Source organism: Corynebacterium guangdongense (assembly GCF_030408915.1).
Lineage (GTDB): Bacteria > Actinomycetota > Actinomycetes > Mycobacteriales > Mycobacteriaceae > Corynebacterium > Corynebacterium guangdongense.
The window spans coordinates 235707-260003 of record NZ_CP047654.1 but is presented as its reverse complement, the minus strand read 5'-3'; the positions used below and the strand labels follow the sequence as shown (position 1 = coordinate 260003).

Below are 24297 nucleotides of genomic sequence, written 5' to 3'. Positions count from 1 at the left end.
TGTTAGCGCCTGAACGCCTCGTTGACCAGCCCCTGCACACCCGGCAGTCCCTGAACGGCCAGGCCGCCGACGGCGGTGAAAAGAGCAAGGAGGACGGCGAGGATCCCGCCGGTGGAGGACCCTTCCGCGGAAGCCGGCTGACCGGCGGACGGGGCCGGAGTCGGGGCTTCGCAGGCGGTCCCGCGCGGGGCGGCGGAGCCGTCCTCGTTGATACGGATGGTCTGGACGTCGTCGTAGGTGCGGCGCTCGATATCGACGAGGTTGTAGTCGGAGTCCAGGACCGGGAAGAGGTGGACCGGGGTCAGGGTGATCTCCGCGGCGTAGTTCTCGCAGGTCGCCGGGGCGAAGTCCATCTGCAGGTGGCCGTAGTGCTTGCCGCCGTCGACGAGCTGGAGGGTGCCGTTGGCGTCGGTGCGCCACAGCTCCGGGGAGTCCTGCTGCGCGTTCCACTCGGAGTAGGTGTTGAAGTCCGCCTCCGAGTAGCTGCCGTCGGCGTTCTTGACCATGTACTCGCCGCGCAGACCGTCGGCGGCGACGCCCACGTCGTAGTGCATGACGCCGGCGCCGTCGCCGTCCATGTCGACGAAGGAGCGCTCGAACATCTCATCGTGGCCGGAGACGACGGTGGCGACGCCGTACTTCTCGAACAGCGGGGTGTAGACGCGCAGCGGGGTGCCCGGCTGGCCGTCCGGGGTGGCGGACTGGTGGGCGGTGCCGTGGACTCCGGAGGAGTAGGCGGAGTGGTGGAACTGGACGACGATGATCTGGCCGGCCGCGCGGGCGTCGGCAAGCTGGGACTCGACCCAGTTCCACTGCTCGGAGCCCTCGGAGAAGTCCGGCTGATCGGTGGCGCCGGCGGCGTGGATGCCTTCCTGGGTGTACTCCTGGTTGGTGTCTGTACCGATGGCGTCGGCGGCCTCGAGGGCGAGGTCGTTGCCCTCGATGCGGTTGCCGTCGTAGTCGGCTGCCAGGGTGTCGGGCTGACCGTTGGTGGAGTCCATGGTGATGACGGTCAGTGGACCGTGGTCGACGCGGTGGTAGGAGTCCTGGTGCTGCTCGTTGGTGGAGCCGAAGGTGTCGATGTAGGTCTGGTAGGCGGTGCGGCCCTTGGCGGCGCCGGTGGCCAGGCCCTGCTTCGATTCACCGTAGCCGCCGTTCATGGCGGCGTAGGTCTCCCAGTTGCCCAGCGCAGTGATCATGGGGACGGAGCCGGCGATGCCGGAGTGCTCGCCGGCGGTGTAGCGCCAGAACTCGTCCCAGGCCGGCTGGTAGCCGGACCCCTGGGTGAGGTCGCCCGCGATGAGCATCAGGGCCGGGTCCATTTCCTCGATGGCGGCGATGTTGGCCTTCATGGCCTGGTCCTGGGTCAGCGGATAGCGCGGCTGCGCCTCGCCGTAACGGGTGTTGGAGCCGAACTTCTCGAACCAGGCGGAGCCCTCCCCCGGGCGATCCTCGGAGCCCTCGGCGAGGGAAGTCGGGGCGTCCCACTCGCGGGCGCCGGAGACCGCCGGGCGCCCGGCGGGTTCGGTCTCGGAGTCGGAGAATGCGGAGACGGTGAAGGCTTCCCAGTCCCCGGTCACGCCCGCGGAGACCGGGGCGGTGCGGAAGGCGTCGGCGTAGCTCACGCCGTCCTGGGTGACCGCGTAGGTGTACTCAGTGTCGGGTTCGAGCCCGGTGAGGTTGACCTGGTGCTTGACGTTGCTGTTGGAGTAGAGCCAGGACCCTTTCTCGAGTCCGGCGATCTCCTGGTTCAGTTCCGCCTCGGTGTAGGCCAGGTGCGGCTGCGCCTCACCGGCGACCTCCCCGTCGAAGACGACCGTCCCATCGGCGGAGGTGACCGTGGCCGCGGCCGGGGTGCCGGTCTCGGAGAACCAGTTCAGCGTCATCGTGCTCGCCGAGGGGCGCATCAGGTACGGGGTGACGCGGAATCCCTCGGTCACCTGACCGGCCTCCTGGGCGAGGGCCGGGACAGTGACGGTGCCGCAGGCGATGGCGACGGCGGATACAAGAGCGGCGAACTTACGGTTCACTGGCAGAGCCTTTCGAAAAGCATTGGAATCTAGAAACACTCTGGAAAATAACCGGGAATTGTGAACGCTCGCCATCAAACAGATGACCATTGGACAAACAAGTACAAAACCCCAGGTCGCCGCTTGCCGACGCCCACGCCCCCCTCGCGCAACACCGCTAATGTGGAATGACGCCCACTCTTCATTTCCGAATGGAGGAGCCCGCCACCATGGCCCGTGTCCGCCTCGCCACCGCCGTCCTCCTGCTCAGCCTCACGCTGACGGCCTGCGGGACCACGACGCAGGAGGACATCTCCCACCCAGATCACTCGGACGCCACGGAGCTCAACGTCGTGAGCGAGTGGCCCGAAGCGGACATCGTCCCGGTCGCCGCCGGCGACAGCGCGATCGTGAAGTTCCGATCCGCGGGGCGCGACCGCAGCTTCATCCTCTCCGTCCCGGCCTCCTACGACCCCGCCGTCAGCTGGCCGGTCGTGTTCGCGTTCCACGGCAAGGACGAGACCGCCGCGAAGACCCGCTCCTACACCCAGCTCGACCGCTCCGAATCACTCGTGGTCTACGGCGAGGGCGTCGCGCGGGCATGGGCGCCGGCCCCCTACGCGGAGACCTCCATCCAGGACGACATCACCTACGTCCGCGACATCCTGGCCATGGTGTCGGCAAACTACACGGTAGGCGAGAACCGGGTGGCCGCGACCGGGTTCTCCAACGGCGGCGGCTTCGCGGTGCTGCTGGGGTGCCGGGCCCCGGAACTGGTCTCGGCGGTCGCCCCGGTCGGCGCCGCCTTCTACGACGACGTCTTCGCCAACTGCTCTCACCAGCCCATCCCTTTCCTCGGTGTGCACGGCACCGACGACGCGGTGAAAAATTACGGCGGCGGCTCCAGCTTCGACCAGTCCTACAAGAGCAACTTCGAGGTCTACCGCATCATGCGGGAACGCAACGGCTGCAGCGGCGAAGGCGAGTTCACCCAGGACACCCCCAGCGCCGTGCACGTGACCTACGAGAGCTGCGACGCCCCGCTGGTCCACATCCGCAACGAGGGCGGCACCCACCGCTGGCCCGGCACCACCTACGACCCCACACCGGGCATGCCGATCGGTTACACCACGGACCTGATACTCGGATTCTTCGACGTTCTCGCCGACCGTCCCCAGCAGAAGTAGTTTTCAGCAGGCGGCGATGACCCTGCCGACATACTCATGTCCGGCGTCGCCGGGATGGAACGACAGGTTCCGCAGTAGGCCATCAACCCGGATTCGGGCGTTCTCGGGCGGCGGCGCCGGTGGCGCAGGAGTCGTTGAACCCGGCGGTCATGAGGACGCGCGGGGCGTCCTCATGCGCGCCTGCACGGGGACGGGAGGAGCGGGCCAACGAGCGTCGCGCGGGCCCCCCACCAGGTGCCCCGAAGATTTGGGGCACCGTGCGCCTAGTACTTCAGGCCGTAGTCGTAGGCGTAGACGTTTCCGTCGCGGTCGACGTAGGCGTAGTCCTCGCCGAGGAACTTGCCAGGGACGTCGCGGCCGGAGCCCTCGAAGGAGGCGGCGCTCTTCGGAAAGGTCAGCGGCAGGGTGCCCTGCGGACCGCCGTCGACGCCGGCAAGGGACTTGATGAGGTTCTCCGGCGCGATCTCGAAGGTCACGGCCAGGGCTTCGGCGTTCGGCTCGATCTCGACGAGCAGCCACGGGTTGGTGACGTTGACGACCAGCAGGGTCGGGACGGTCTTCTCGATCTCGACGACGCGGTCGACGTCGACGCCGTTGTCGCGCGGGTCAACCGACAGGGACACGCCGGGCCTGTCGTCCTCGAACAGCGCGATCTCCGGCCGGGCCCAGACGATGGCCAGGTCGGCCTCTTCCGGGGAGTCGACGAAGGTGGCGTTGGGCAGGGTCTGCGTCAACGAGGCCAGGAACTTCTCGTTGACCCGGTCGATCTTGGTGCGGCCGGTGGCCCACGCGTAGATCTTCTTACCCGTGTTGATGTCCAACGGCAGCAGCTGCTCGGAGGAGCGCAGCAGGGTGACGGAGTTGCGCTGCGCCTTCTGGCCCATCGCGACGACCTTCTCGTTGCCGATGATCTCCTCCGCGGCCGCCTCGTCGACGTAGGGGTTGTCGAACAGGCCCTGGTCGAAGAGTTCGGTCAGTAGGCGGACGCAGGCGCGGTTGACCTCCTCGTCGCCGAGCAGGCCCTGCTCGATGGCGGCGCGCAGCTCGCTCGGGTCGGCCATGTCGGAGAAGATGTCCGTGCCGGCCTTGACGGCATAGGCGAAGCGCTCCGGCTTGCTCATGCCCTCCACGCCCCACGGCATGGCGTCGATGATGCCGGAGTCGGAGTTGACGTAGCCCGTGTGCCCCATTTCCGCACGGAGAATGTCGTCGATGATGACCTTGTCGTAGGCGAAGGCCACCTCCTCGAACTGGGCGTCCTCTCCCGCCCAGTGCTGCTCCGGCAGCTGCTTGGCGGAGGTGTTCACCGGCTTGGCGTAGTACGGCATGATCGAGGAGACGCCGGCGTCCACCGCGGCCTGGAAGGGCGGCATGTGGTACTGGAAGAGGGCGTTTTCGGTCGGGTACTCGTTGGTCTGGCCCCACTCGAAGTGCGGGTCGTGGCCGTCGAGTCGGACGCCGCCGCCCGGGTAGTGCTTGACGGTGCAGGCCACCGACGCTTCGTTCAGCCGCTCCCCCTGCATTCCCCGGACCGTGGCGGAGATGTACTTCGAGACCAGTTCCGGGTCCTCGCCGAAGGTGCCGTTGAAGCGGGACCAGCGGGGCTCGGAAGCGACGTCGGCCATGTAGCCGTAGAGCTTGTGGACGCCGCCGGCGCGCCACTCCCTGGCGATCTCCCGGCCGAACTCGTGGATCAGCTCCGGGTCCTTCAGCGCGGCCAGGCCCAGCTCGCCCGGCCATTCGGAGAAGACGCCCGAGGACTCGGAGACGCCGAAGGTCGGAACCAGGGCAAAATGGTTGCGGGGGTTGGAGGCGAAGGAGACCGGAATGCCCAGGCGGGATGCCTCGGCGATCTCCTGGACGGCGTTGGTCCAGGTCGCCAGGTCCCTCGGGGACTGGTTGTCACGGGAGATGAAGAACCGCTGGTGACGCTCGTTGATGGCGGCGTCGGTGGCGGAGGTGACCAGGATCGGGTCCGGGTACTCCTGGGAGGTGATGGGATTGTGAGAGCGCCAGACGTCCTCGTCGTTGATGACCTGGCCCGGCTTCGGGTTCGGGAGAAACTCCGAGTACCCCGGGTAGTGGGAGCCGATGATCATGAGCCCGGCCTTTTCCTCGTCGCTCATCCGGGTGACGAGGTCCTCGGCGCGCTCCCGGGAGGACAGCCGCCAGTCCTCGTAGGGGGTGAGCCGACCGTCGCCGTCCAGGTCCTTGAACTCGAGTCCGTCGACCTCGATGATCTTCTTGGCGCGGGCCGCCAGGTTTTTCTGCTCGGTCATGGTTCTCCTCATGTTCGGCGGTTCAACGTCAGATTCTGTGATGCGGTGCACTGCGGGCGCCGATTCTCAATAGCCATCACTTTAGCAATCAAAAGAATGACCATCGAAGGAGTTTCCAAGAGTTGCACCCCGACAACCGGGCCCCGACAACCGGGCCCCGACAACCGGGCCCCGACAACCGGGCCCCGGCAACCGAAAGCAGTTCCGCCCCGACCAGTCGGCCGGGGCGGAAGAATGACACGGAGAAACCTCTAGGAGCGGGCGATGACCTGGCCCACGTGGCGGTGTCCACGCTCATTGACGTGGAACGGCATGTTGCCCGGGCCGGCGTAGAAGTCGACCAGACCGGCCCACATGCGCTTGTGGTCGGGCGCGCACATGTGGTTGTCGGCGGTGGCGGCCTTGGTGTCGAGGAACTCGACGCCGGTGGCGCGGGCGAGGGCGATCTGGGAGTCCTGGGTCAGCCACTGCCAGTAGTTGAGGTCCGGGAACGGGGTCGTCTCGTGGATGTTCGGGCCGATGTGGAAGAGGCAGATGTTGTCGCCCGCGGTCATCGACGGGTAGCCGACGATCTGGATGCGGGCGTTGGGGGCGGCGGCCCTGATGCGGTTGATCTGGGGGGCGTTGGTGGCGACGAAGGCGTCGATGAACTGCTGCCGGCCCAGGTGGCGGTTGTTGTAGGTGTCGTTGAAGCCGTGGGTGATGACGACGCGCTGGGTGGCGGGGCTCAGGCCGCCTTCCCGGATGGCGCGGTCGACCTGCGCGGCGACCTGCGGGCCCTGGGACATGGAGACGGTGCCGTTGCAGGAGTAGTCCCACGGTTCGAGCCCGAGGTTGCCGGCGGCCTCACGGCCCCAGTTGTTGCCCTGGGAGCAGCCGGTGGAGGGGTCGCCGGAGAACAACCGGGAGGAGTTGCCGGAGGAGAGGTTGGCGAACAGGCCCTCCGCCAGGTACTCGGGGACGGCGGGGTTGGCGACGACGGAGTCGCCGAAGATCGCCAGGTTGCGGGCCTGGGCCTGGGCGGGGGCCGGGGCCACGATGAGCAGGGCGGCGGTGATCAACGCGGCGAGCGCGGCGCCGAGGCGCAGCGGCAGTGCGGTTGCGGTCATGGTCTCTCGTTTCTCCTCAGGTCGACCGCGGGCGGGCGACAGTGCTGAAGCATTCTGCGGGTCACGAGGCACGCTGGCCCCGGGCAATGTATCGGAACGGTAACGGTCAGTGTTTCACACATCGGTTTCACATGGAACCGGGCAGGACGTTCAGGGGAACATCATAATGCCCGGAGGGCACACAGGCCACGTGGGCAACTGCAGTCACTTCAACCCCAGGGGTCGAAATCCCCACCCGGCGAGTTGTTTTTGGGGACAATATGAGACACTGCCAGAAGCCAATTACCGGACTCGAGCCCCTCGGCCTGCGCACCAGCCCCTGCACCCGCCGGCGCAGCCCCGATCAGGAGAACAACCGACCATGCCCCCTGCACTCGCTGACGTCGCCTTCAACGCGAAGGCCATGGCCAAGTTTCTGCCCGCCGTGCTCAAATCGGGCATCGTCGACCCGACCGCCGGCGTGAAATCCGGGCTGGCCACCCTCCCGATCCTGGCTCGCTACCACTTCACCCTGGCCCGCGAGCTGGAGCAGGCCTACGCCACCTGCCCGGATCGCATCGCGCTCATCGACGACGACGGCACCCTGACCTACCGCCAATTCCGCGACCAGGCCCGCACCATCGCCCGCTGGCTGCAGTCCCTCGGACTTGAGGAGATCCACATGGGGATCATGGCCCGCAACGGCCGCGGCATCCTGCTGCCGATGGCGGCCAAAGGCTACGTGGGCGCCACGATGTATCTGCTCAACGTGGGCTCCTCCCCCGAGCAGCTGGCCGGTTCCCTCGCGGAGAACGACATGAACGTGCTCTTCGTCGACGACGAGTTCCTCGACCGTGTCCCGCGCGACTACCCGGGACTGACCGTCGTGGTGGCGCATGACTCGCGCGGCGACCACGAGGATCTGACCACCGAGCGGATCGTGCGCAACCCGAAGGCCGTCACCGACCAGAAACTGCCGGTCTTCCCGAAGCACGGTGACATCGTCCTGATGTCCTCGGGCACCACGGGCATCCCGAAGGGCGTCGTGCGCCCGGAGCCGAAGCTGCCCTTCGTCGTCGCCGGTGTGCTGGAGAACGTGCCGATTCACGCGGACATGCGCACCCAGATGACGGCTTCGATGTTCCACACCTGGGGCTGGTCGATGACCAACATCTGCATCGCCGCCCGCCACACGATCATCACGCAGCGCGTGTTCGACGCGGAGAACTGCCTGCGCCAGATCGAGAAGTACCAGGCCACCGCACTGGTGTCCTCCCCGATCTTCTACAAGCAGATGATGCAGGTGCCGGGCCACGAGGAGTACGACACCTCGAGCCTGGAGCTGCTGGCCTCCTCCGGCCACGCGCTGACCCCGGAGATCGTCAAGCACACCATCGAGCGCTTCGGCCCGATCCTGTGCAACATCTACGGCTCCACCGAGCTGACGCTGGCCGCCGGCGCCTCCGCGGCGGAGATCGCGGCCGATCCGACCATCTCCGGCCGCGTGGCTTCCGGCACCCGCCTCAAGATCCTCGACGAGCAGGGCCGGGAGGTCCCCCGCGGCCAGGTCGGCCGCATCTACCTCCACAACTCCACCTCCCTGACCGGCTACACCAACCCGGACATCCCGATCGAGCGCGCCCGGGACCTCATCGCGATCGGTGACCTCGGGTACCTCGACGAGGACTCCTACCTGCATGTTCTCGGCCGCGCCGATGACATGATCATCGTCGGCGGCGAGAACGTCTACCCCAAGTCGGTCGAGGAGGTTCTCGAGGCGATGCCGGGCGTGTCCGACCTGGCGGCCACGGGCGTCGACGACGAGGTCACCTTCAAGCGCATCGCGGTGTGGATCGTGCGCGAGGATTCCCCGGCGGGCGAGTCCCTGAGCGCGGAGTCCGTGCGCCAGTGGGTGCGCGACAACCTCGCCGACCACTCCGTGCCGCGCGACGTCCGCTTCGTCGAGGAGCTGCCGCGCAACGCGACCGGCAAGGTCATGGCGCGCTTCCTGCCCACCGGCTGAGGGCACGCTTGCCGACGCCGGTCACTCCGGCATCAGCAGGCCGATCTCGCTCAGGCCGATGCAGTCCACGCCCTCGATGACGAGGCTGTCCCCGCCCCCGATGAGCTGCACATGCACCTGGTGCAGCCCCTCCGTGACCGGGACCCGCAGGGGTCGCCCGTCGCCGATGGCGACGCTCGCCTCCCCGTCGGCGGCCGCCAGGTAGTTCAGTCGCAGCACCCAATCCCTCTCGAGGAGAGGGCCGTCGAGGGGCACCCGCGTCGGCCCCTCCAGACAGGTCTCGCCCACCGTCCTGATGGGCATGAGCACGGCGGGCCGGGGGTGACCGTCGGCGTCGACAAGCGCCGGACTGCTCGTCGAGGAGGCCGTGTAGTCGGTCAGCCTGCTGAGCATGTTGTAGGGATGGACCACGGGAAGGAGCACCTCGAGCGGGGTGGCCTGGTCCAGGAGCGGTGCCTCGACCTCGGCGGCCAGGGTGGTGAAGTAGTCGCGGGCCGGCTGCTCCCGCCAGACCTGCGCGTAGGTGACCGTGCTGATGAGGCTGAGGACGACGTAGATTCCGATCAGCCAGCGCCGCAGCGCCGACAGGTGGGTGGCGAGCACGCCGAGGGTCAGCGTGAGCAGGACCGCCACCTCGGCGACATGGCGCAGGGTCTGGGTGATCTCGGCCGCGGTGTCCGCCGAGTTCCGCGCGAAGGCGATCGCGAGCAGGGGAAGCAGAGGGTATGCGAAGACGATGGCCAGGCTCGCCAGGCCCCGCCAATTGCGTACGGCGACCACCACGACCAGCACGACGGCCGCCAGCACCCCGGCGATGACCACCGTGGCCGGCGGTTGCGCGAAGGGCGGGCCGGGGTGCCAGCGGTCCCACTGGAGGGGACCGCCGACGAGCGTCGGCAGGAGCGCCAGTCCGTAGCCGTGGACGAGGAAGTCCCCGACGTCCCCGGCCTGGCGGCTCACCCGGGGGTCACCGACGAGACCGAGGTAGGCCGCCAACCAGATCGCCCAGGGCACCGCCACCGCCAGCACCAGGCGCCCGGCCGCCCGCAGCTCGATCCGGCGCGCCCACGCCCAGGCCAGGACCAGCAGCACCGCGGCCGGCGCGAGAAGCAGGACACGCTCGCTGAACAGGCCGGTGAGCAGGACGGTTGCGGCGACGATAAGTGGGTCGCGTTTCTCCCGGCGCGTCATCGCCAGCCAGCCGTGCGCCAGGATGACCGCGGTTCCGGCGTGCAGCGGCAGTGAATTGACCGCCGCCGCCAGCCAGGTCGCCACGGGCAGGGCGAGCGGGGTCACCGCGTACAGCAGCGTCACCCACCACGCGTGGCGTCTGGCCACGACCCACGCCGCGTAGCCCACCGCGGCGAGCGCCAGCAGGTTGAGCAGCCCGAGCGTGGCCACGGCCGCCGCCCAGGAATATCCCTCGGTCGCGGCCCCGAGCAGCCAGTAGATCAGCCAGGCGCCGGGCATGAGGTGGCCGTCGTGGGGCGCGAGCAGCAGGTCCGGGGCGGGCCAGCTGAACTCACGCGCCCTGGCCAGCAGGGTCAGGTCGTCCCAGTAGAACCATCCGCGGGCCGCCACGGCGGTGCGCAGCACGGTGCCGGCCAGCAGCACGAGGAGGACCGCCACCAGGTGGGGGCGCGCTGATTGCCGACTCTGCGTCATACCCGCCCAGTCTAGGTCGGGAACCCCGCCCGGTTAGTCGAGTTGACCGGAAAGTCGTCGCAGCCGCTGCTCGCTCGGCCCGTCGAGGCCGATGATCTCGCAGGTCTTGCCCTTGTCCTGGAACTTGTGGACGATCGAATCAAGCGTGGACACGGTCGAGGCGTCCCAGACCTCGGCGTAGGACATGTCGATGATGATGTGGTCGGCCTCGTCGTTGTAGTCGAACTGGTAGACCAGATCGTTCGAGGAGGCGAAGAACAGCTGGCCATGGATGCGGTAGGTGCGCACGTCCATGACGCCGTCGTGGTCGACGTCGAGCTCGTTGACCTTCTCGATGCGGACCAGGTGGGCGACGCGGCGGGAGAACATGATCATCGCGGCGATCACGCCGAGGACCACACCGACGGCCAGGTTGCCGGTGCCCAGCGTCGCCACGATCGTCACGAGCATGACCAGCGTCTCGCTGCGCGGCATCAGCTTGAGGGTGCGTGGGCGCAGGGAGTGCTGGTCGAGGGTGGTCCAGCCGACCATGACCATGATCGCCGCCAGCGCGGCCATCGGGATCGTGCCCACGACGTCGCCCATCAGCAGGAGCAGAAGCAGGAGGAACACGCCGGCCAGCAGGGTCGACAGGCGGGTGCGGGCGCCGGCGCCGCGGACGTTGATCATGGTCTGGCCGATCATGGCGCAGCCGCCCATGCCGCCGACGAGGCCAGAGGCGAGGTTGGCGACGCCCTGGCCCCAGGATTCGCGGGTCTTGTCGGAGTGGGTGTCGGTGATGTCGTCGACCAGCTTGGCGGTCATCAGCGACTCCATCAGGCCGACGATGGCCATGCCCAGCGCGTACGGGGCGATGATCCGCAGGGTCTCCAGGTTCAGCGGCACGTCCGGGATGAACAGCGACGGCAGGCTGGTCGGCAGCTCGCCCATGTCTGAGACGGTCGGGACGTCAATCCGGAGGACAAAGGCCACCGCGGCCAGCGCGACGACCGTGGCCAGCGGCGCCGGGATGCTGTCGTTGATCCTCGGCCAGAAGATCATGATGAGCAGGCCGAGCGCGGCCAGCGGGTAGACTTCCCACGGCACGTCGACGAGGTGCTCGAACTGGGCGACGATGAGCATGACACCCAGCGCGTTGACGAAGCCGAGCATCACCGAGCGCGGAATGAAGCGCTGCAGCTTGGCGACGCCGAGGGCCGCGAGAATGATCTGCAGCAGCCCGCCCAGCAGCACCGTGGCGATGAAGTAGTCGAAGCCGTATTCGCGCACGACCGGGGCGATGACCAGGGTGACGGCGCCGGTGGCCGCGGTGATCATCGCCGGGCGGCCGCCGGTGAAGGCGATCACGATGGCCATGATCACCGAGGAGTAGAGGCCGACCGCCGGGGAGACGCCGGCGAGGGCGGAGAAAGCCAGCGCCTCCGGAATCAGGGCGACGCCGACGGTCAGGCCGCCGAGCACCTCGACGCGGAAGCGGGCGGGCGAGGAGAAGGCGTAGCGGAAGGAGGCGAGGACGCCGAGCGGGGCGGTGGCCACCTCCGGCGCTGGGACGGGACGCGGAGCGGCCGTGCTAGTTTCAGACATGGATATCCGTTCTCGAAGGAGTGCGGGTGGGGGCGAAAGCCCGGAAGAAAGAACAACCCTGAAGTTACTTGAGGGTTGGTATGGTCATCACTTTAATGAGGCGCCGCCGAGCCGTCAACGCGGCGCCGTCGGAGACCCGAGGAGATCAGGACAGGCAATGGACGACGGTCTGAAGATCGGCGAAATCACCGAGAAGACAGGATTGTCCATCCCCACGCTGCGCCACTACGACAGCGTCGGCCTGGTGACCCCCTCCGGCCGTAGTCCGGGCGGATTCCGCCTCTACAACGACGAGGACATCCGTCGAATCCTCCTGGTCCGGCGCATGAAGCCGCTCGGCTTCACTCTGGAGCAGATGCGGGACTTCCTCGACGCCGCCGACGCCCTGCGCGAGGGCGCCGCCGACACGGACGCCGCCGAGGCTCGCGCCACCCTCGCCCAGATCAGGGACGAAGCGCGCGCCCGCTACGAGAAACTCAGGAAACAGGTCGCCTACGCCGAGGAGTTCATCGACCTCGTCGACGGCCTGGAGGCCTGACCATATTCTCCGCCGGCCCCCGGGCGCGGCCGCGTCATCCCTCCGGGGGTGTTGCGCCCCGGCGAACTCGCATATGTTGTTGCCTATGTCACCAGATGGAACCGCCCGACGCAGCCGCCTCGAGGGACTTGAGGGGGATCCCGACCGCCCGCTGCTGATGTTCCTCGGCGACGGCATCGACGACGAGGACCACGACATCCTCTTCCCCGCACTCGAACGGCTCGGTGTCCGCGTCATCCGCGTCCACCCCGCCGACCTGGTCACCCGCCTCGACCGGGAGGGGGCCACCTTCTCCGTCGCCGGTCGCCGGATCCGCCCCGATTTGGTGGTGGGCTGGGTCCTCGGCGAACTGCTCCGCCCAGGAATGGCCCAGCTCGACGTCCTCCAACGCGCCGGCGTGCCGGTCATCAACGACGCCCTGACCCTGCTGCGGGCGCAGAACAAATACACCAACAGCGCCACGCTCGCCGCGGGCGGGGCGCTGCGTTTTCCGGTCCTCGTCGGACGCGATGACGACGCCCTCCTCGACTGGGTCACCGAGCTCGACGGCCCCGTGGTCATCAAACCCACCGTCGGATTCGGCGGCCGCGGGCTGCTGCGGCTGGATGGCGTCGAGGACGCCCGCCGCTTCCTGGGTGAGCTTGCCGAGGACGAGCTGTACTACGCCGTCCCCTGGATCGACAATCCCGGCCGCGACATCCGCGTGTACGTCATCAACCACCACCCCGTCTTCGCGATGTACCGCTACGCCCCCGAGGGAAAGTGGATCACCAACGTCCTCGCGGGCGGAAGGATCGCCATGTGCCCGCTCACCGAGGAGATCGCCGAATTGGCCACCACCGCCTCCCGGGCGGCCCGCACGCTCATCGGCGGGGTCGACATCGCCGAAAATCTCGCCACCGGCGAGCTGGTCGTGTACGAGGCCAACTCGTGTCCGACCTGCGAGCCGCCCGCGCTGGCCGAACTGGCCGGTTTCCTCGCCGCCGCCGCCCGCGACCTGGACGAGGCGCTCCGGACCTGGCGGCCGGACACCGTGTACACCGACTACGACCCGGATCCGGCCCTGTTCCACGAGAGCAAACGGGCGCAGATGAAAAGGTGAGGCCGACCGGGGGGCGGGCCCGTCGGCGCAACAGAAAACCCCCGACAGACATGTCGTCTGCCAGGGGTGTTGTGGAGCCGCCTACGAGAATCGAACTCGTGACCTTTTCATTACGAGTGAAACGCTCTACCGACTGAGCTAAGGCGGCGGTGCAGTACCGATGGGTGATTCTACCCGAGGCCCGGGGCAACTAAAAATCAGTGGGCGTCCAGGGCGATCCGGATGGCGCCGACCATGCCGTCGAGCGCGATCTGGGGCTGGACGTTCTGTCCGAAGCGCGCCCGGCACAGCGAAATCGCGTCGAGGCACTGCACCAGCCCCTCCACCGAGGTGCGCGCGGCGATCTCGTGCGCCTGTCCCTCGAAGTCCGGATGGGTCAGTGCGACGGCGGCGCCGGTCTTGACCATCAGGGCGTCGCGGTAGACGCCGGTCAGGTCGACGAGCACGAGGTCGTAGATGTCGCGCTGGTAGCGGGTGCGGCGCTTCTTCTGCCGCTCCTCCAGATCCTTGAGGGTGCCGGCGGCGCCCCGGGTCGCCCTCGCCACGCCCTTGCCCTTGCCGCCCATGCCGAGCGCGCGTTCGAGCTTCTCGCGCTCGCGTTCCTCCTCCTCGGTGTGCGAGGTCTCCGCCTCCTTCTTCACTGCCTTGACCAGGGAACCGACCGCCTGAAAAGCCTGGTCACCCTGGTAGATCAGCTCCGCCAGCTGGATTGCCAGGGCGCGTCGCTTCTGCGCTTCCGTGGAACGGACGAGCCGGCGGGCGCGGCCGACATGGTGCAGCGAGGTCACCGCGGCCAGCCGGGCGACCTCCTCCGTCGCCCCCTCCTCCTCGACGAGGATGCGCACGATCTCCCCGGTCGACGGCGAGGGCACGTACAGGTGGCGGCAGCGTGAGCGCAGCGTCTGCGAGAAGTCCGCCGGGTCGATGGACGGGGCGCACATGAGGATCACCGTCGTCGCGGGCGGCTCCTCCACGGTCTTGAGGAAGGCGTCCGCGGCCTCGCCGGTGAAGCGGTCCGCGTCCTCGACGATGATGACGCGGTACTGCGCGACCGTCGGCAGGCGGTGCGCGTCATCGACGAGCTTGTCGACGACCGACTTCGAGATCGACAGTTCCGTCGGGATGACGTGGACGACGTCGGTGTGCGAGTCGCCGAAGGCGTCGAGGCAGGACGGGCAGCGGCCGCAGCCGATCTCCCCGCCCGGCATCTCGCACACCAGCGCGGCGGCGAAGCACTGCGCGACGATGGAGCGGCCGGAGCCGGGCGGGCCCGTCAGCACCCACGAGTGGGTCATGGCGTGGCTGGAAATGTCCCCGCCCCCGGGATGAGCGGTGACCCCCCGGGCGGCCGCCGCCGCGGACAGGACGACCTCGCGCACGGTCGGCGTGTCGGCGAGGCGCTCGGAGACGGAACGGGTCTTTGTGGGGGTAGGCACGCTCCACAGCCTACTGAGACAACAGCACACCCCGGCAACGTCGGCGGGATAGAGTTGAACACCATGGACAGACTGATGCGGGGACTGAAGTGGCTGTGGGGCACCTCCTGGCCGCTGTACGCCGCCCTTGTGCTGGGGGCCAACCTCATCGGCGCCATCGCGATCATGCTGTTTCTGCGCTACCTCGTGCCGGCCGTCGGTTACGGGGACGTCAGCCTGGATACCACGACGCTCAACGCCATCGGCACCTCCTACCTGGCCTTCGCCGTCATCATCGGCGCGGTGGTGACCTTCCAGCTGTTCCGGCCGGTGCTGGAGTGGCAGCGCGATCCCGACGGACACGACCCCAACATGGTCCGCAACCTCGTCATGCGGCTGCCGGTCTACCAGGCCGCGGTGTGCGCGGCGATCTGGGCGCTCGGCATCGTCATCGCGGTGGCGGTCGCCTGGACCGCCAGCGGCCGCCTCGCGCTGATCACCGGCGTCGGCATCGCCCTGGCGGCGATGGTCGTGGTGCTGCTGACGTACCTGCAGGCCGAACGTATCGTCCGCCCGGTCGCCGCCTCCGCGCTGGCCCGCCGCTTCGAGGACTCCACCCTGGAGCCGCCGATCAAGCAGCGCCTGCGCGTGACCTGGGTGATGACCACCGCGGCCCCGGTCGCGGGCATCGTCCTGATGATCCTGGGCCACCGCTTCGGCTACTTCACCAGCAACGCCGTCGACATCCTGCCCGCGATCATCGCCCTGGCGGCAACGGCCCTGATCACCGGCTACGTCGGTACCTCCCTGGTGACCGTCTCGGTCACCGACCCGATCCTGGAGCTGCAGACGGCCATCAATCGCGTCCGCCGCGGCGACACCGAGGTCGAGGTCGACATCTATGACGGCTCCGAGATCGGCGTACTCCAGGCCGGCTTCAACGAGATGATGCGCGGGCTCAAGGACCGACAGCGCGTGCGCGACCTCTTCGGCCGCTACGTCGGCACCGAGGTCGCCGAACGCGCCCTCGACGAGAACCCGGAGCTCGGCGGCGAGGACCGCCGCGTCGCCGTCCTGTTCATCGACGTCATCGGCTCGACCACCTTCGCGGTCAACCACACCCCGGAGGAGGTCGTCGAGGAATTGAATAAGTTCTTCGACGTCGTCGTCTCCGTCGTGCACCGCAACAAGGGCGTCATCAACAAGTTCCAGGGTGACGCGGCGCTCGCCGTCTTCGGCGCCCCCCTGCAGGTCTCCGACGCCACCTCCCTGGCCCTGACCACCGCCCGCGAGCTGCGCCAGGAGCTGCGCGGCCTGCGTCTGGAGGCCGGCATCGGGGTCGCGGCGGGCCACGTGGTCGCCGGGCACATCGGCGGCGCGGATCGCTTCGAGTACACCGTCATCGGTGACGCCGTGAACACCGCGGCCCGCCTGACCGAGCTGGCCAAGGACACCCCGGGTCGCGTCCTCACCAACGCCGCCACCCTGCGCGGCGCGAATGAGGCCGAGCAGGCCCGCTGGACCCTGATGAAGTCCATCGAGCTGCGTGGCCGCCACCAGATGACGCAGCTGGCGCGTCCCATCCGTTCGACGATGGCCGATCGTTCATGAGGCTGGCCGGACAGGTCCTGGAGCTTCTGCTTGGTCACGCGCTCATGGCTCTGGGCATCGCGACGTCGACCGCCAGCGACCTCGGCACCACCCCGGTGTCCTCCCTGCCGCTGGTCGGCAGCCTCATCAGCGGGCTGAGCCTGGGCGCCACCACCATCCTCGTCAACGTCACCCTCCTGGCGCTGCAGGCGCTGATTCTGCGCCGCGACTTCCGGCCGGTCCAGCTGCTGCAGCTGATCTGCCTCGTGTGGTTCGGCCCCTTCATTGACGCGGCGGTCTGGTCGCTCGACCGGCTCGGGGTGGGATACACGGCCTACTGGCAGCAGTGGGCGCTGACACTGGCCGGCATCGTGCTCGTCGGCGTCGGCGTCGCCTTCCAGGTGCACGCCCGGCTGCTGGTCCTGCCGGGCGACGGCTTCTCCCAGGCGCTGACCTTCGCGCTGCAGCGCCGCTTCGGCCCCAGTCCCCGCTTCGAGTTCGGCAGGGTCAAGGTCCTCGCCGACACCGGCCAGGTGCTGATCTCGCTGGTGCTGGCCCTGGTGTTTCTCGGTGGCTTCGTGGGCGTGCGGGAGGGCACCCTCGCCGCCGCGTTCGGCGTGGGCTGGGTCGTGACCTGGGTGATGCGGGTTCTCCCTCCCACGCAGGCACGCTAGGAGCGTCGGTCCGCCCGGCGGGAGCCGCCGGAAGCTGACAGGCGGCCGGGACTCGGCTAGGCTCGGCCCCGTCTCCGACGCCGGCCCCGGGACGACCCGGGACGGCCGGTTCCTTCCGGCCAGGGACGGCCCTGCAGAAAGCTCGATTCCCATGCCTGCTCTCCTCGGCTGGGCGGCCGTTCTCGCCGCTCTCCTCCTGCAGCCCTCCGGACCCGTCGCCCTGGCGGCCATCCTCACGGTCATCGTCCTCTGCTCCTTCGGCGTCATGCAGCGCGCCAACGCCCTCGCCCGCCGGCTCGGCGAACCCTACGGCGCGCTCGTGCTGACCTTCGCGATCACCGCCATCGAGATCATCCTCGTCGCCAGCGTCTTCCTCGGCGACCAGCCCAACCCGGGCGTCGCCCGCGACTCGACGTTCTCCGCGTCGATGCTGCTGCTCAACCTGGTGATGGGTGCGGCCTTTCTCATCGGTGGGCTCCGGCACCGCCGCCTGGCGATCAACGGCGCCGGCGTCTCCCAGTACCTGGTGATGCTGCTGGTCGTCGGCGGCGCGGCTTTCGCGCTGCCGGTCCTGCTGGCCGCCCCGCCGAGTAGGGCCATGCAGACCGCCATCGCCGTGCTGATGCTCCTCACCTACGGCGTCTTCCTCCACCGCCAGCTCGGGGCGAACCGGGCGGACTTCGCGGACGCCTCTCCCGAAACGGCGACCGACGAACCCGCCCTCCCGAACGCCGTGTGGCTGATCGCCACAATCGCTCCGATCGTGGTCCTCGGGCAGGTCATGACCCCCATGTTCACCGAGCTCCTGCCCCGCCCGGAACTGGCGGGCCTGCTCATCGCGGTCGTCATCCTGCTGCCCGAGACCTTCACCACCTTGTCCGCCGGCTGGTCCGGACAGGGCCAGCGCGTCGCCAACCTCACCCTGGGCGCGCTAGTCTCCGTCGTCGGCGTGACCGTCCCGGTCGTGCTGCTGCTGGCGGCCGCCACCGGCCGCGAGGCGGACTTCGTCCTCAGCGGCGCGGAGCTGACCCTGCTGGGCATGACGCTGGGCTTGTCGACGCTGACCGCCACCGCCCGCCAGGCCACCGCCCTGCACGGCGTCGGCCACCTCGCCGTCTTCGCCATGTACGTGATGGTGCTGGTGGCTTAACCCACGTGCGCGATCACCGCCCGGTGATCAGAGGTGCCCACCCGCTGCGTGCGGCACTCCCCCGCCCCGATGTCCGGGCTGACGAGTACATGGTCGATGGGGCTGGCCAGCGGCGGCGGTACCGCGGCCGGCCAGGTGCCGCCGCACCAGTCGCCGTGGACGAGGTCGAGGGCGGCCATCGGGCCGTGGCGCAGCGTCGCGTTGAAGTCCCCGGCAAGGACGAGCCGGTCGTGGTCGCGGGCCCACTGCCCGATATGCGCGAGGTCGCGCCGCCACGAGCCCATCTGTCCCGGCACCGGTGGGCTGGGGTGGACCCCGGCCAGGACCGTGCCGTCGGCCAGTTCCACCGCCACCGCACCCCAGGTCACGTTCGGCGCGCTGACCTCGGCGAACGGGCCGAGCCGCTCATGGATCAGCAGCACCGTCGGCGCGACGCCTTCCGCCTCCGGCGACTGCACCTGCGCGTAGCCTGCCGGCGGGTCGGTCACCCGCGCCTCCGGCAGGACGAGGAGGTCGGGGTCGTGGGCGTCGATGAGCCCGGCCAGCTCGGCGCCGCTGAGCGAGTCCTGGGTGTTGAAGCTGACGACGGTGAGCTCACCGCCGTCCGAGAGCGCGGGCCAGCCCTGCGGCAGGAGCAGGAGCGCGACGCCGGCCAGCGCCCACCCCGCCCGGCGCAGCAGCATCCCCAGAATCAGCAGAAGAAGGGCGCTGAGCACTGGAAACGCCAACGCATGCGCGATGAGGGGTAGCTGACTCAGCCACCGGACCGGCGCGACGCCGGGCAGCAGGACACAGGCCAGTACCAGCAGGGCGAGGACCGGCGTCCGCATCGGAGCTAGCGGCGCGCCAGTCCGTCGGTCAGCAGCAGGTGACCGAGGGAGGAGAGCACTAGGGCGCCGGCCTCGACGGACCTGGCGCCGAACCCCCGCTTCCCCTGCAGGAAGGTACCACGGACCAGGGTCAGCGCCTCAGAAGCGACCAGCAGGTTGGCGCCGTGGCTGATGCCGGGCGTGTGGCCGGTGCCGTGCGCCCGGATCTTCGGGTCGTTGGCAACCTCGGTGGCGTAGACCATCGCCGCACCGCCCAGCAGGGTTGGGGCCACGAGCTTCCGGTTCTTGGCTGCGGCGACGGCCGCGCCGGAGGCGAGCAGCGCGCCCCGGACGGCGGCGCCGGTGAACTTCGGCTTCGCCCCCAGGTCGCCGGCCAGGGTGGCGGCGTAGGCGCCGTACTGCGTGATGACCCCGGCGGTGGCCAGCGCGGACCCCTTGTCCGGGCCGGCGGACTTGCCCCACTGGGCGACGGCGCCGCCGGCGAGGGCGGCGGCGTTCTCCAGCCTCTGCCCCAGCGGCTTTCTCGAGCGCAGCACCGCGCCGCCGATCAGGGGCAGGATGGCCGGCTCGACGACGCGGCTGACGCCCCGCCAGTCAAAGAGCTTCGCCGCCCCCGCCACGTCCACGGCGGCCAGGGCGACGGCGCGCTCCGGCTCGCTCCGCATCACCGACACCGACGCGAGGAACGCCTCGACGCCGCGGAGCGTCTCCTGAACGAACTGTCCGGTGCCGAGTTCTGCGGGCATGGGCTGCTACCTCTTTCTCGCGCCAGCCTTGACCACGTTCTTGGTGGTCTTCGGCGGGCTCTTGCGGGTGCCGTTCTTTTTGGCGGTGGTCTTCTTGGCGGTGGTCTTCTTGGCGCCGGTCTTTTTCGCCGTCGTCTTCTTAGTGGTCTTCTTGGCCCCGCCGGTCGAACCACCGTCCGCCGCCACCTTAGCGCGACGCTCGGACAGCAGCTCGTTGGCGCGGGCGTCGGTCAGGGTCTCCGGGGTGTCACCGCGGCGCAGGGACGCGTTGGTTTCGCCGTCGGTGACGTAGGGACCGAAACGGCCGTCCTTGACGCTCATCGGCTTGCCGGAGACGTCATTATCGCCCAGCATCGCCAGCGGCGGTTTCGCGGCGGCGCGGCCTCGGCGTTTGGGCTCGGCGTAGATGCGACGGGCCTGGTCGAGTGAGATCGTGAAGATCTCCTCCTCCTTGCCCAGCGAGCGTGAGTCCGACCCCTTCTTCAGGTAGGGGCCGTATCGGCCGTTCTGCGCGGTGATCATTTCGCCGTCGGCCGGGTCGACGCCGACCTCGCGTGGCAGGGACATCAGGGCGAGCGCGTCGTCAAGGGTGACGGTCGCCGGCTCCATGGACTCGAAGAGCGAGGCCGTCTTCGGCTTGAGCTTCTCCTCGAGGATCTCCTCGGTGCGCTTGGCCTTCTGCTTCTCGGCGGTCTTGGTCTCCCAGTTCTTCTTGCGCAGTCCGTCCGCCGCCCGCTGGGCGTCCTCGGCGGCGCGCTCCTCGGCGATGATCTTCTCCGCCTCGGCCTCGACCTTCTCCCGCTCGTCCTCACGCACCTGCTCGGTGACGTAGGGGCCGTAGCGGCCTTCCTTGGCGACGATCATCCGGCCGTTGTCCGGGTTCTCGCCCAGCTCGCGGCCACCCTGCGGCGTGGCGAAGAGCTTCTCGGCCGCCTCCAGGTCCAGCTCGTCCGGGGTGGTCGCCTCCGGCAGGTTGGCGCGCTGGTAGACCGGCTCGCCGTCAGCGCCCTGGCCGACAATCCGCTCGATGTACGGGCCGTAGCGGCCGACGCGGACCACCACGGCGCGGCCCTCCGAGTCGTCGAAGAGGTGCAGGGAGTTCACCTTCCGGGCGTCGATGTGCTCGAGGTTGTCCTCGATGAGCGACTTCAGCCCGCCCTGCTTGGCGACGGACTCCGCGGTCGCCTCACTGGCCTCGGCGTTGCCGTAGTAGAAGCCGGTCAGCCACTCGGTGCGGTCGGATTCGCCGGTGGCGATGAGGTCGAGCTCATCCTCCATGGAGGAGGTGAACTCGTAGTCCACCAGGGCGGAGAAGTTGTTCTCCATCAGGCCGACGACGGCGAAGGCGACCCAGCTCGGGACCAGCGCGTTGCCGCGCGGGTAGACGTAGCCGCGGTCCTGGATGGTCTTGATGATCGAGGCGTAGGTCGACGGGCGGCCGATGCCCATCTCCTCCATCTTCTTGACCAGGCTGGCCTCGGTATAGCGGGCCGGCGGGTTGGTCGCGTGCCCCTCGGCGGTGACCTTCTCGGTGCTCAGTGCGTCGCCCTCGGTCAGCTGCGGCAGGCGCACGTCCGACTTGTCGGTGTTTTCGCTGAGCGCACGCAGGAAACCCGGGAAGGTGATGGTGCGGCCGGTGGCGGAGAACTCGACCTTTTCGCCGGAGGCGGCGGTACCTTCGATCAGGACCTTGAGGGAGGTGCCGCGGGCGTCGGCCATCTGGGAGGCGACGGTGCGCGCCCAGATCAGCTCGTAGAGCTTGAACTCCTCGGCGTCGAGGACGCTGCTGAGCTCGCCCGGCGTCGCGAAACTGTCGCCGGCCGGACGGATCGCCTCGTGCGCCTCCTGGGAGTTCTTCACCTTGCGGTCGTAGCGCCGCGGCGCGTCGGCGACGTAGTTCGCGCCGTAGAGCTCGGTCGCCTGCCGCCGCGCGGCGTCCATGCCCTGCGCCGACAGCGAGGTCGAATCGGTACGCATGTAGGTGATGTGGCCGTTCTCGTAGAGACGCTGCGCGATACGCATCGTGCGCTCCGAGGTGAAGTGCAGACGGCGGCCCGCCTCCTGCTGCAGCGTCGAGGTCATGAACGGCGCCTGCGGCTTGCGCGTGTAGGGCTTCTCCTCGACGGAGACGACCTGCATCTCGGCCTGCTGCAGGCCCTCGGCGAGCTTGTCGGCGAACTGCTTGTCGACGACCACCAGCTCGTCCTTGGTGCTCTTGAGCTGGCCGAGGTCGTTGAAGTCACGGCCCTGGGCCACGCGCCTGCCGTCGACGCCGGTCAGCTTGGCGGTGAACTCGTTGGGGTTCTCCGGCGTGGCGGCCTTGCCGGTGCCCAGCTCGGCGGCCAGATCCCAGTACTCGGCGGAGACGAACGCCATGCGCTCCCGCTCCCGCTCGACGATGACCCGGGTGGCCACCGACTGCACACGGCCGGCGGACAGCCGCGGCATGACCTTCTTCCACAGCACCGGAGAGACCTCGTAGCCGTAGAGGCGGTCGAGGATGCGGCGGGTCTCCTGCGCGTCCACCAGGTCGTAGTCGATGTCGCGGGTGTTGGCGGCGGCCTCCTTGATGGCCGACTCCGTGATCTCGTTGAAGGTCATGCGGCGCACCGGGACCTTCGGGTTGAGCACCTCGAGCAGGTGCCACGCGATGGCCTCGCCCTCGCGGTCCGGGTCTGTCGCCAGGTACACCTGGTCGACCTGCTTGAGCTTGGCCTTGAGGTCGGCGACCTTCTTCTTCTTGTCCGGGCTGACGACGTAGAGCGCCTGGAAGCCGTCCTCGGTGTTGACGCCGAGGCGGGCCCAGGGCTCCTTCTTGTACTTGACCGGGATATCGGCAGCGCCACGGGGCAGGTCACGGATATGTCCGACCGAGGCCTCGACGATGTAGTCGTTGCCCAGATACTTCTGGATCTTCTTGGCCTTCGTTGCCGACTCGACGATCACCAGAGTCTTGGTGCCTCCGGCGGATCCTTCGTTCTCAGACACTTCCGGTACCCCTCCTGATTGACTGCCCCTCCGGCTGGTTACCGGCGGGACCCTTGCCCGACTGATGATAGACGGGCGATTGAGACATGCTGTTTACGGTACACAGTATTTAATGGCCGTCCTGCACTTCCCACAAGGTCGACGGCGGATAACCCCCGTCCCGGGGACCGGCTCACCCAGCCGATCCGCGCCCTTCTCACTAGACTCGGATGAAACTTTCCGTTGACCCGCCCCTGCGCATATCCACCAAGGACCGCCTCCCGTGACTGACCAGCTGACCGCCTGGATAGAAACCATCATCGCGATGGATTTCTTCTACCCCCTGGTTGCCCTCCTGGTCATGGTGGATTCGCTGATTCCGCTGATCCCGTCGGAGACGGTGCTCAACCTTTCCGGCGCGTGGGCGGGAGCCTCCGGCCAGCCGAACCTCTGGGCCGTCATCGTGTGGGCCTCCGTCGGCGGCATCGTCGGCGACAACATCTGCTATTTCGCGGGCACCCGGCTGATCCGCTTCGTCGCGAAGCTCAATCCCGAGTCCAAGGGCGGCCAGGCGGTGCGCTGGGTGCGGCGAAACATGAATCGCCGCGCCGGCTCCACGATCGTCGCCGCGCGCTTCATCCCCTGGGGCCGCTGGGTGGCGACGATCATCCTCGGTTCCGTGCGCTATCGCTGGTTCTACTTCTTTATCTTCGACGCCATCGGCGTGATGGTGTGGGCGATCATCAACGTGGGCGTCGGCTACCTCGGCGGCCTCCTCTTCCAGCAGCTCCCGCTGGTGGGCCTGGCCATCGGCGTCATCGCCGGCACCCTGGTCGGCTACCTGTTGCAGAAGGTGCAGAACCGCTTCTTCGAGTGGCGCGACGTCCGCCGCGGCTTCTCCCACGCCTGAGCCTAGGGGCCGGCACGTGGCGTGACCTGTGGGCCGCCGGCCGGAAACGGCAAAACCCCGCCGCCACGATTGTGGGACGGGGACGTGCGCGACAGATTTACTGCTTACAGCGGGTGAACCTGCTGAGCCTGCGGGCCCTTGGCGCCCTCGCCGACCTCGAACTCGACCTGCTGGTTCTCCTCGAGGGTACGGAAGCCGTTGCCCTGGATCTCGGAGTAGTGAACGAAGACGTCAGCGGAGCCGTCGTCCGGAGCGATGAAGCCGAAGCCCTTTTCAGCGTTGAACCACTTAACGGTACCAGTTGCCATGGTGTGTAACCTTTTTCTTGAAATGGCGAAATGATGAGGCAGTATCGTCATCTGACGACACCGGGTCGATCCGAACCACCAAGCTTCCGCCATTCCTTATGGAAGCCTGGTGCTCGCGGTACTTCTTTTGCGAGCACCCTTCGAAAAAAGTGTTGAACTGCGCACAGAATCTGCGACCAAGGTCAGTGTGTCATGTTTCGGCGGAGAATGGCTAGTGTTAAGCAAACTTTCT

At 68.4% G+C, this 24297-nt stretch carries 18 protein-coding genes and 1 tRNA gene; 8 read left to right on the top strand and 11 right to left on the bottom strand.

The window, feature by feature from the left end; genetic code table 11:
• Window positions 1-2: 2 nt before the first annotated feature.
• Entirely contained in the window at window positions 3-2030 is a 2028-nt protein-coding gene (locus CGUA_RS01305; protein WP_290196938.1) for a purple acid phosphatase family protein, read from the bottom strand.
• A gap of 209 nt (window positions 2031-2239) precedes the next feature.
• On the opposite strand from CGUA_RS01305, the gene CGUA_RS01300 reads away from it, so the two are divergent.
• Entirely contained in the window at window positions 2240-3196 is a 957-nt protein-coding gene (locus tag CGUA_RS01300) for a CE1 family esterase (protein ID WP_290196936.1), read from the top strand.
• Window positions 3197-3459: 263 nt separating this feature from the next.
• Here the strand turns inward: CGUA_RS01300 and CGUA_RS01295 are convergent, their stop codons facing one another.
• The gene (locus CGUA_RS01295) at window positions 3460-5475 is read right to left on the bottom strand and encodes a glycoside hydrolase family 3 protein (protein WP_290196934.1); all 2016 of its coding nucleotides are present in this window, start codon (window positions 5473-5475) and stop codon (window positions 3460-3462) included.
• 251 nt (window positions 5476-5726) lie between these two features.
• A complete protein-coding gene (locus tag CGUA_RS01290; RefSeq protein WP_290196932.1) occupies window positions 5727-6584 on the bottom strand; it encodes a GDSL-type esterase/lipase family protein in 858 nt (285 codons plus the stop codon).
• Between the two features lie 361 nt (window positions 6585-6945).
• On the opposite strand from CGUA_RS01290, the gene CGUA_RS01285 reads away from it, so the two are divergent.
• Complete coding sequence (locus CGUA_RS01285; RefSeq protein WP_290196930.1) at window positions 6946-8586, top strand: AMP-binding protein; 1641 nt, start codon at window positions 6946-6948, stop codon at window positions 8584-8586.
• Between the two features lie 21 nt (window positions 8587-8607).
• Here the strand turns inward: CGUA_RS01285 and CGUA_RS01280 are convergent, their stop codons facing one another.
• Complete coding sequence (locus CGUA_RS01280; protein WP_290196927.1) at window positions 8608-10251, bottom strand: hypothetical protein; 1644 nt, start codon at window positions 10249-10251, stop codon at window positions 8608-8610.
• A 33-nt stretch (window positions 10252-10284) separates the two neighbouring features.
• Window positions 10285-11835, bottom strand: a complete 1551-nt coding sequence (locus CGUA_RS01275; protein WP_290196925.1) for a SulP family inorganic anion transporter — start codon at window positions 11833-11835, stop codon at window positions 10285-10287.
• Between the two features lie 157 nt (window positions 11836-11992).
• Between CGUA_RS01275 and CGUA_RS01270 the strand changes: the two genes are divergently transcribed.
• On the top strand, window positions 11993-12373 hold the full coding sequence (locus tag CGUA_RS01270) for a MerR family transcriptional regulator (RefSeq protein WP_290196923.1): 381 nt from the start codon (window positions 11993-11995) through the stop codon (window positions 12371-12373).
• A gap of 85 nt (window positions 12374-12458) precedes the next feature.
• A complete protein-coding gene (locus tag CGUA_RS01265) occupies window positions 12459-13475 on the top strand; it encodes an ATP-grasp domain-containing protein (RefSeq protein ID WP_290196921.1) in 1017 nt (338 codons plus the stop codon).
• 72 nt (window positions 13476-13547) lie between these two features.
• On the opposite strand, the gene CGUA_RS01260 is transcribed toward CGUA_RS01265, so the two are convergent.
• Window positions 13548-13623, bottom strand: a tRNA-Thr gene (locus CGUA_RS01260).
• Window positions 13624-13672: 49 nt separating this feature from the next.
• On the bottom strand, window positions 13673-14911 hold the full coding sequence (locus tag CGUA_RS01255; protein ID WP_290196918.1) for a DNA polymerase III subunit delta': 1239 nt from the start codon (window positions 14909-14911) through the stop codon (window positions 13673-13675).
• Window positions 14912-14974: 63 nt separating this feature from the next.
• Between CGUA_RS01255 and CGUA_RS01250 the strand changes: the two genes are divergently transcribed.
• From CGUA_RS01250 to CGUA_RS01240, 3 genes are all read left to right on the top strand, one after another.
• Entirely contained in the window at window positions 14975-16501 is a 1527-nt protein-coding gene (locus tag CGUA_RS01250) for an adenylate/guanylate cyclase domain-containing protein (protein ID WP_290196915.1), read from the top strand.
• Window positions 16498-17154 (top strand): YczE/YyaS/YitT family protein, encoded by a 657-nt coding sequence (locus tag CGUA_RS01245; RefSeq protein ID WP_290196913.1) that lies wholly within the window; start codon window positions 16498-16500, stop codon window positions 17152-17154. Before CGUA_RS01250 ends, CGUA_RS01245 begins: the two co-directional genes overlap by 4 nt.
• 151 nt (window positions 17155-17305) lie before the next feature.
• The gene (locus CGUA_RS01240) at window positions 17306-18304 is read left to right on the top strand and encodes a calcium:cation antiporter family protein (RefSeq protein ID WP_290196911.1); all 999 of its coding nucleotides are present in this window, start codon (window positions 17306-17308) and stop codon (window positions 18302-18304) included.
• Here the strand turns inward: CGUA_RS01240 and CGUA_RS01235 are convergent.
• The 3 genes from CGUA_RS01235 to topA form a co-directional block, all read right to left on the bottom strand.
• Window positions 18301-19020 (bottom strand): endonuclease/exonuclease/phosphatase family protein, encoded by a 720-nt coding sequence (locus CGUA_RS01235; RefSeq protein WP_290196909.1) that lies wholly within the window; start codon window positions 19018-19020, stop codon window positions 18301-18303. The two genes, CGUA_RS01240 and CGUA_RS01235, sit on opposite strands and share 4 nt — an antisense overlap.
• A 119-nt stretch (window positions 19021-19139) precedes the next feature.
• Complete coding sequence (locus CGUA_RS01230) at window positions 19140-19880, bottom strand: hypothetical protein (RefSeq protein WP_290196907.1); 741 nt, start codon at window positions 19878-19880, stop codon at window positions 19140-19142.
• A gap of 6 nt (window positions 19881-19886) precedes the next feature.
• Entirely contained in the window at window positions 19887-22868 is a 2982-nt protein-coding gene (topA, locus tag CGUA_RS01225; RefSeq protein WP_290196905.1) for a type I DNA topoisomerase, read from the bottom strand.
• A 262-nt stretch (window positions 22869-23130) separates the two neighbouring features.
• Between topA and CGUA_RS01220 the strand changes: the two genes are divergently transcribed.
• On the top strand, window positions 23131-23757 hold the full coding sequence (locus tag CGUA_RS01220) for a DedA family protein (RefSeq protein WP_290196903.1): 627 nt from the start codon (window positions 23131-23133) through the stop codon (window positions 23755-23757).
• A 104-nt stretch (window positions 23758-23861) separates the two neighbouring features.
• Here the strand turns inward: CGUA_RS01220 and CGUA_RS01215 are convergent, their stop codons facing one another.
• Window positions 23862-24065: a cold-shock protein gene (locus CGUA_RS01215; RefSeq protein ID WP_290196901.1), complete on the bottom strand. Its 204-nt coding sequence runs from the start codon at window positions 24063-24065 to the stop codon at window positions 23862-23864.
• Between the last annotated feature and the right edge of the window lie 232 nt (window positions 24066-24297).

Bases quoted from the DNA above. Each gene is read 5' to 3' on its own strand.
- CGUA_RS01300 (WP_290196936.1), top strand. From the start codon at position 2,240: ATGGCCCGTGTCCGCCTCGCCACCGCCGTCCTCCTGCTCAGCCTCACG.
- CGUA_RS01295 (WP_290196934.1), bottom strand. From the start codon at position 5,475: ATGACCGAGCAGAAAAACCTGGCGGCCCGCGCCAAGAAGATCATCGAG.
- CGUA_RS01290 (WP_290196932.1), bottom strand. From the start codon at position 6,584: ATGACCGCAACCGCACTGCCGCTGCGCCTCGGCGCCGCGCTCGCCGCG.
- CGUA_RS01285 (WP_290196930.1), top strand. From the start codon at position 6,946: ATGCCCCCTGCACTCGCTGACGTCGCCTTCAACGCGAAGGCCATGGCC.
- CGUA_RS01280 (WP_290196927.1), bottom strand. From the start codon at position 10,251: ATGACGCAGAGTCGGCAATCAGCGCGCCCCCACCTGGTGGCGGTCCTC.
- CGUA_RS01275 (WP_290196925.1), bottom strand. From the start codon at position 11,835: ATGTCTGAAACTAGCACGGCCGCTCCGCGTCCCGTCCCAGCGCCGGAG.
- CGUA_RS01270 (WP_290196923.1), top strand. From the start codon at position 11,993: ATGGACGACGGTCTGAAGATCGGCGAAATCACCGAGAAGACAGGATTG.
- CGUA_RS01265 (WP_290196921.1), top strand. From the start codon at position 12,459: ATGTCACCAGATGGAACCGCCCGACGCAGCCGCCTCGAGGGACTTGAG.
- CGUA_RS01250 (WP_290196915.1), top strand. From the start codon at position 14,975: ATGGACAGACTGATGCGGGGACTGAAGTGGCTGTGGGGCACCTCCTGG.
- CGUA_RS01245 (WP_290196913.1), top strand. From the start codon at position 16,498: ATGAGGCTGGCCGGACAGGTCCTGGAGCTTCTGCTTGGTCACGCGCTC.
- CGUA_RS01240 (WP_290196911.1), top strand. From the start codon at position 17,306: ATGCCTGCTCTCCTCGGCTGGGCGGCCGTTCTCGCCGCTCTCCTCCTG.
- CGUA_RS01230 (WP_290196907.1), bottom strand. From the start codon at position 19,880: ATGCCCGCAGAACTCGGCACCGGACAGTTCGTTCAGGAGACGCTCCGC.
- CGUA_RS01215 (WP_290196901.1), bottom strand. From the start codon at position 24,065: ATGGCAACTGGTACCGTTAAGTGGTTCAACGCTGAAAAGGGCTTCGGC.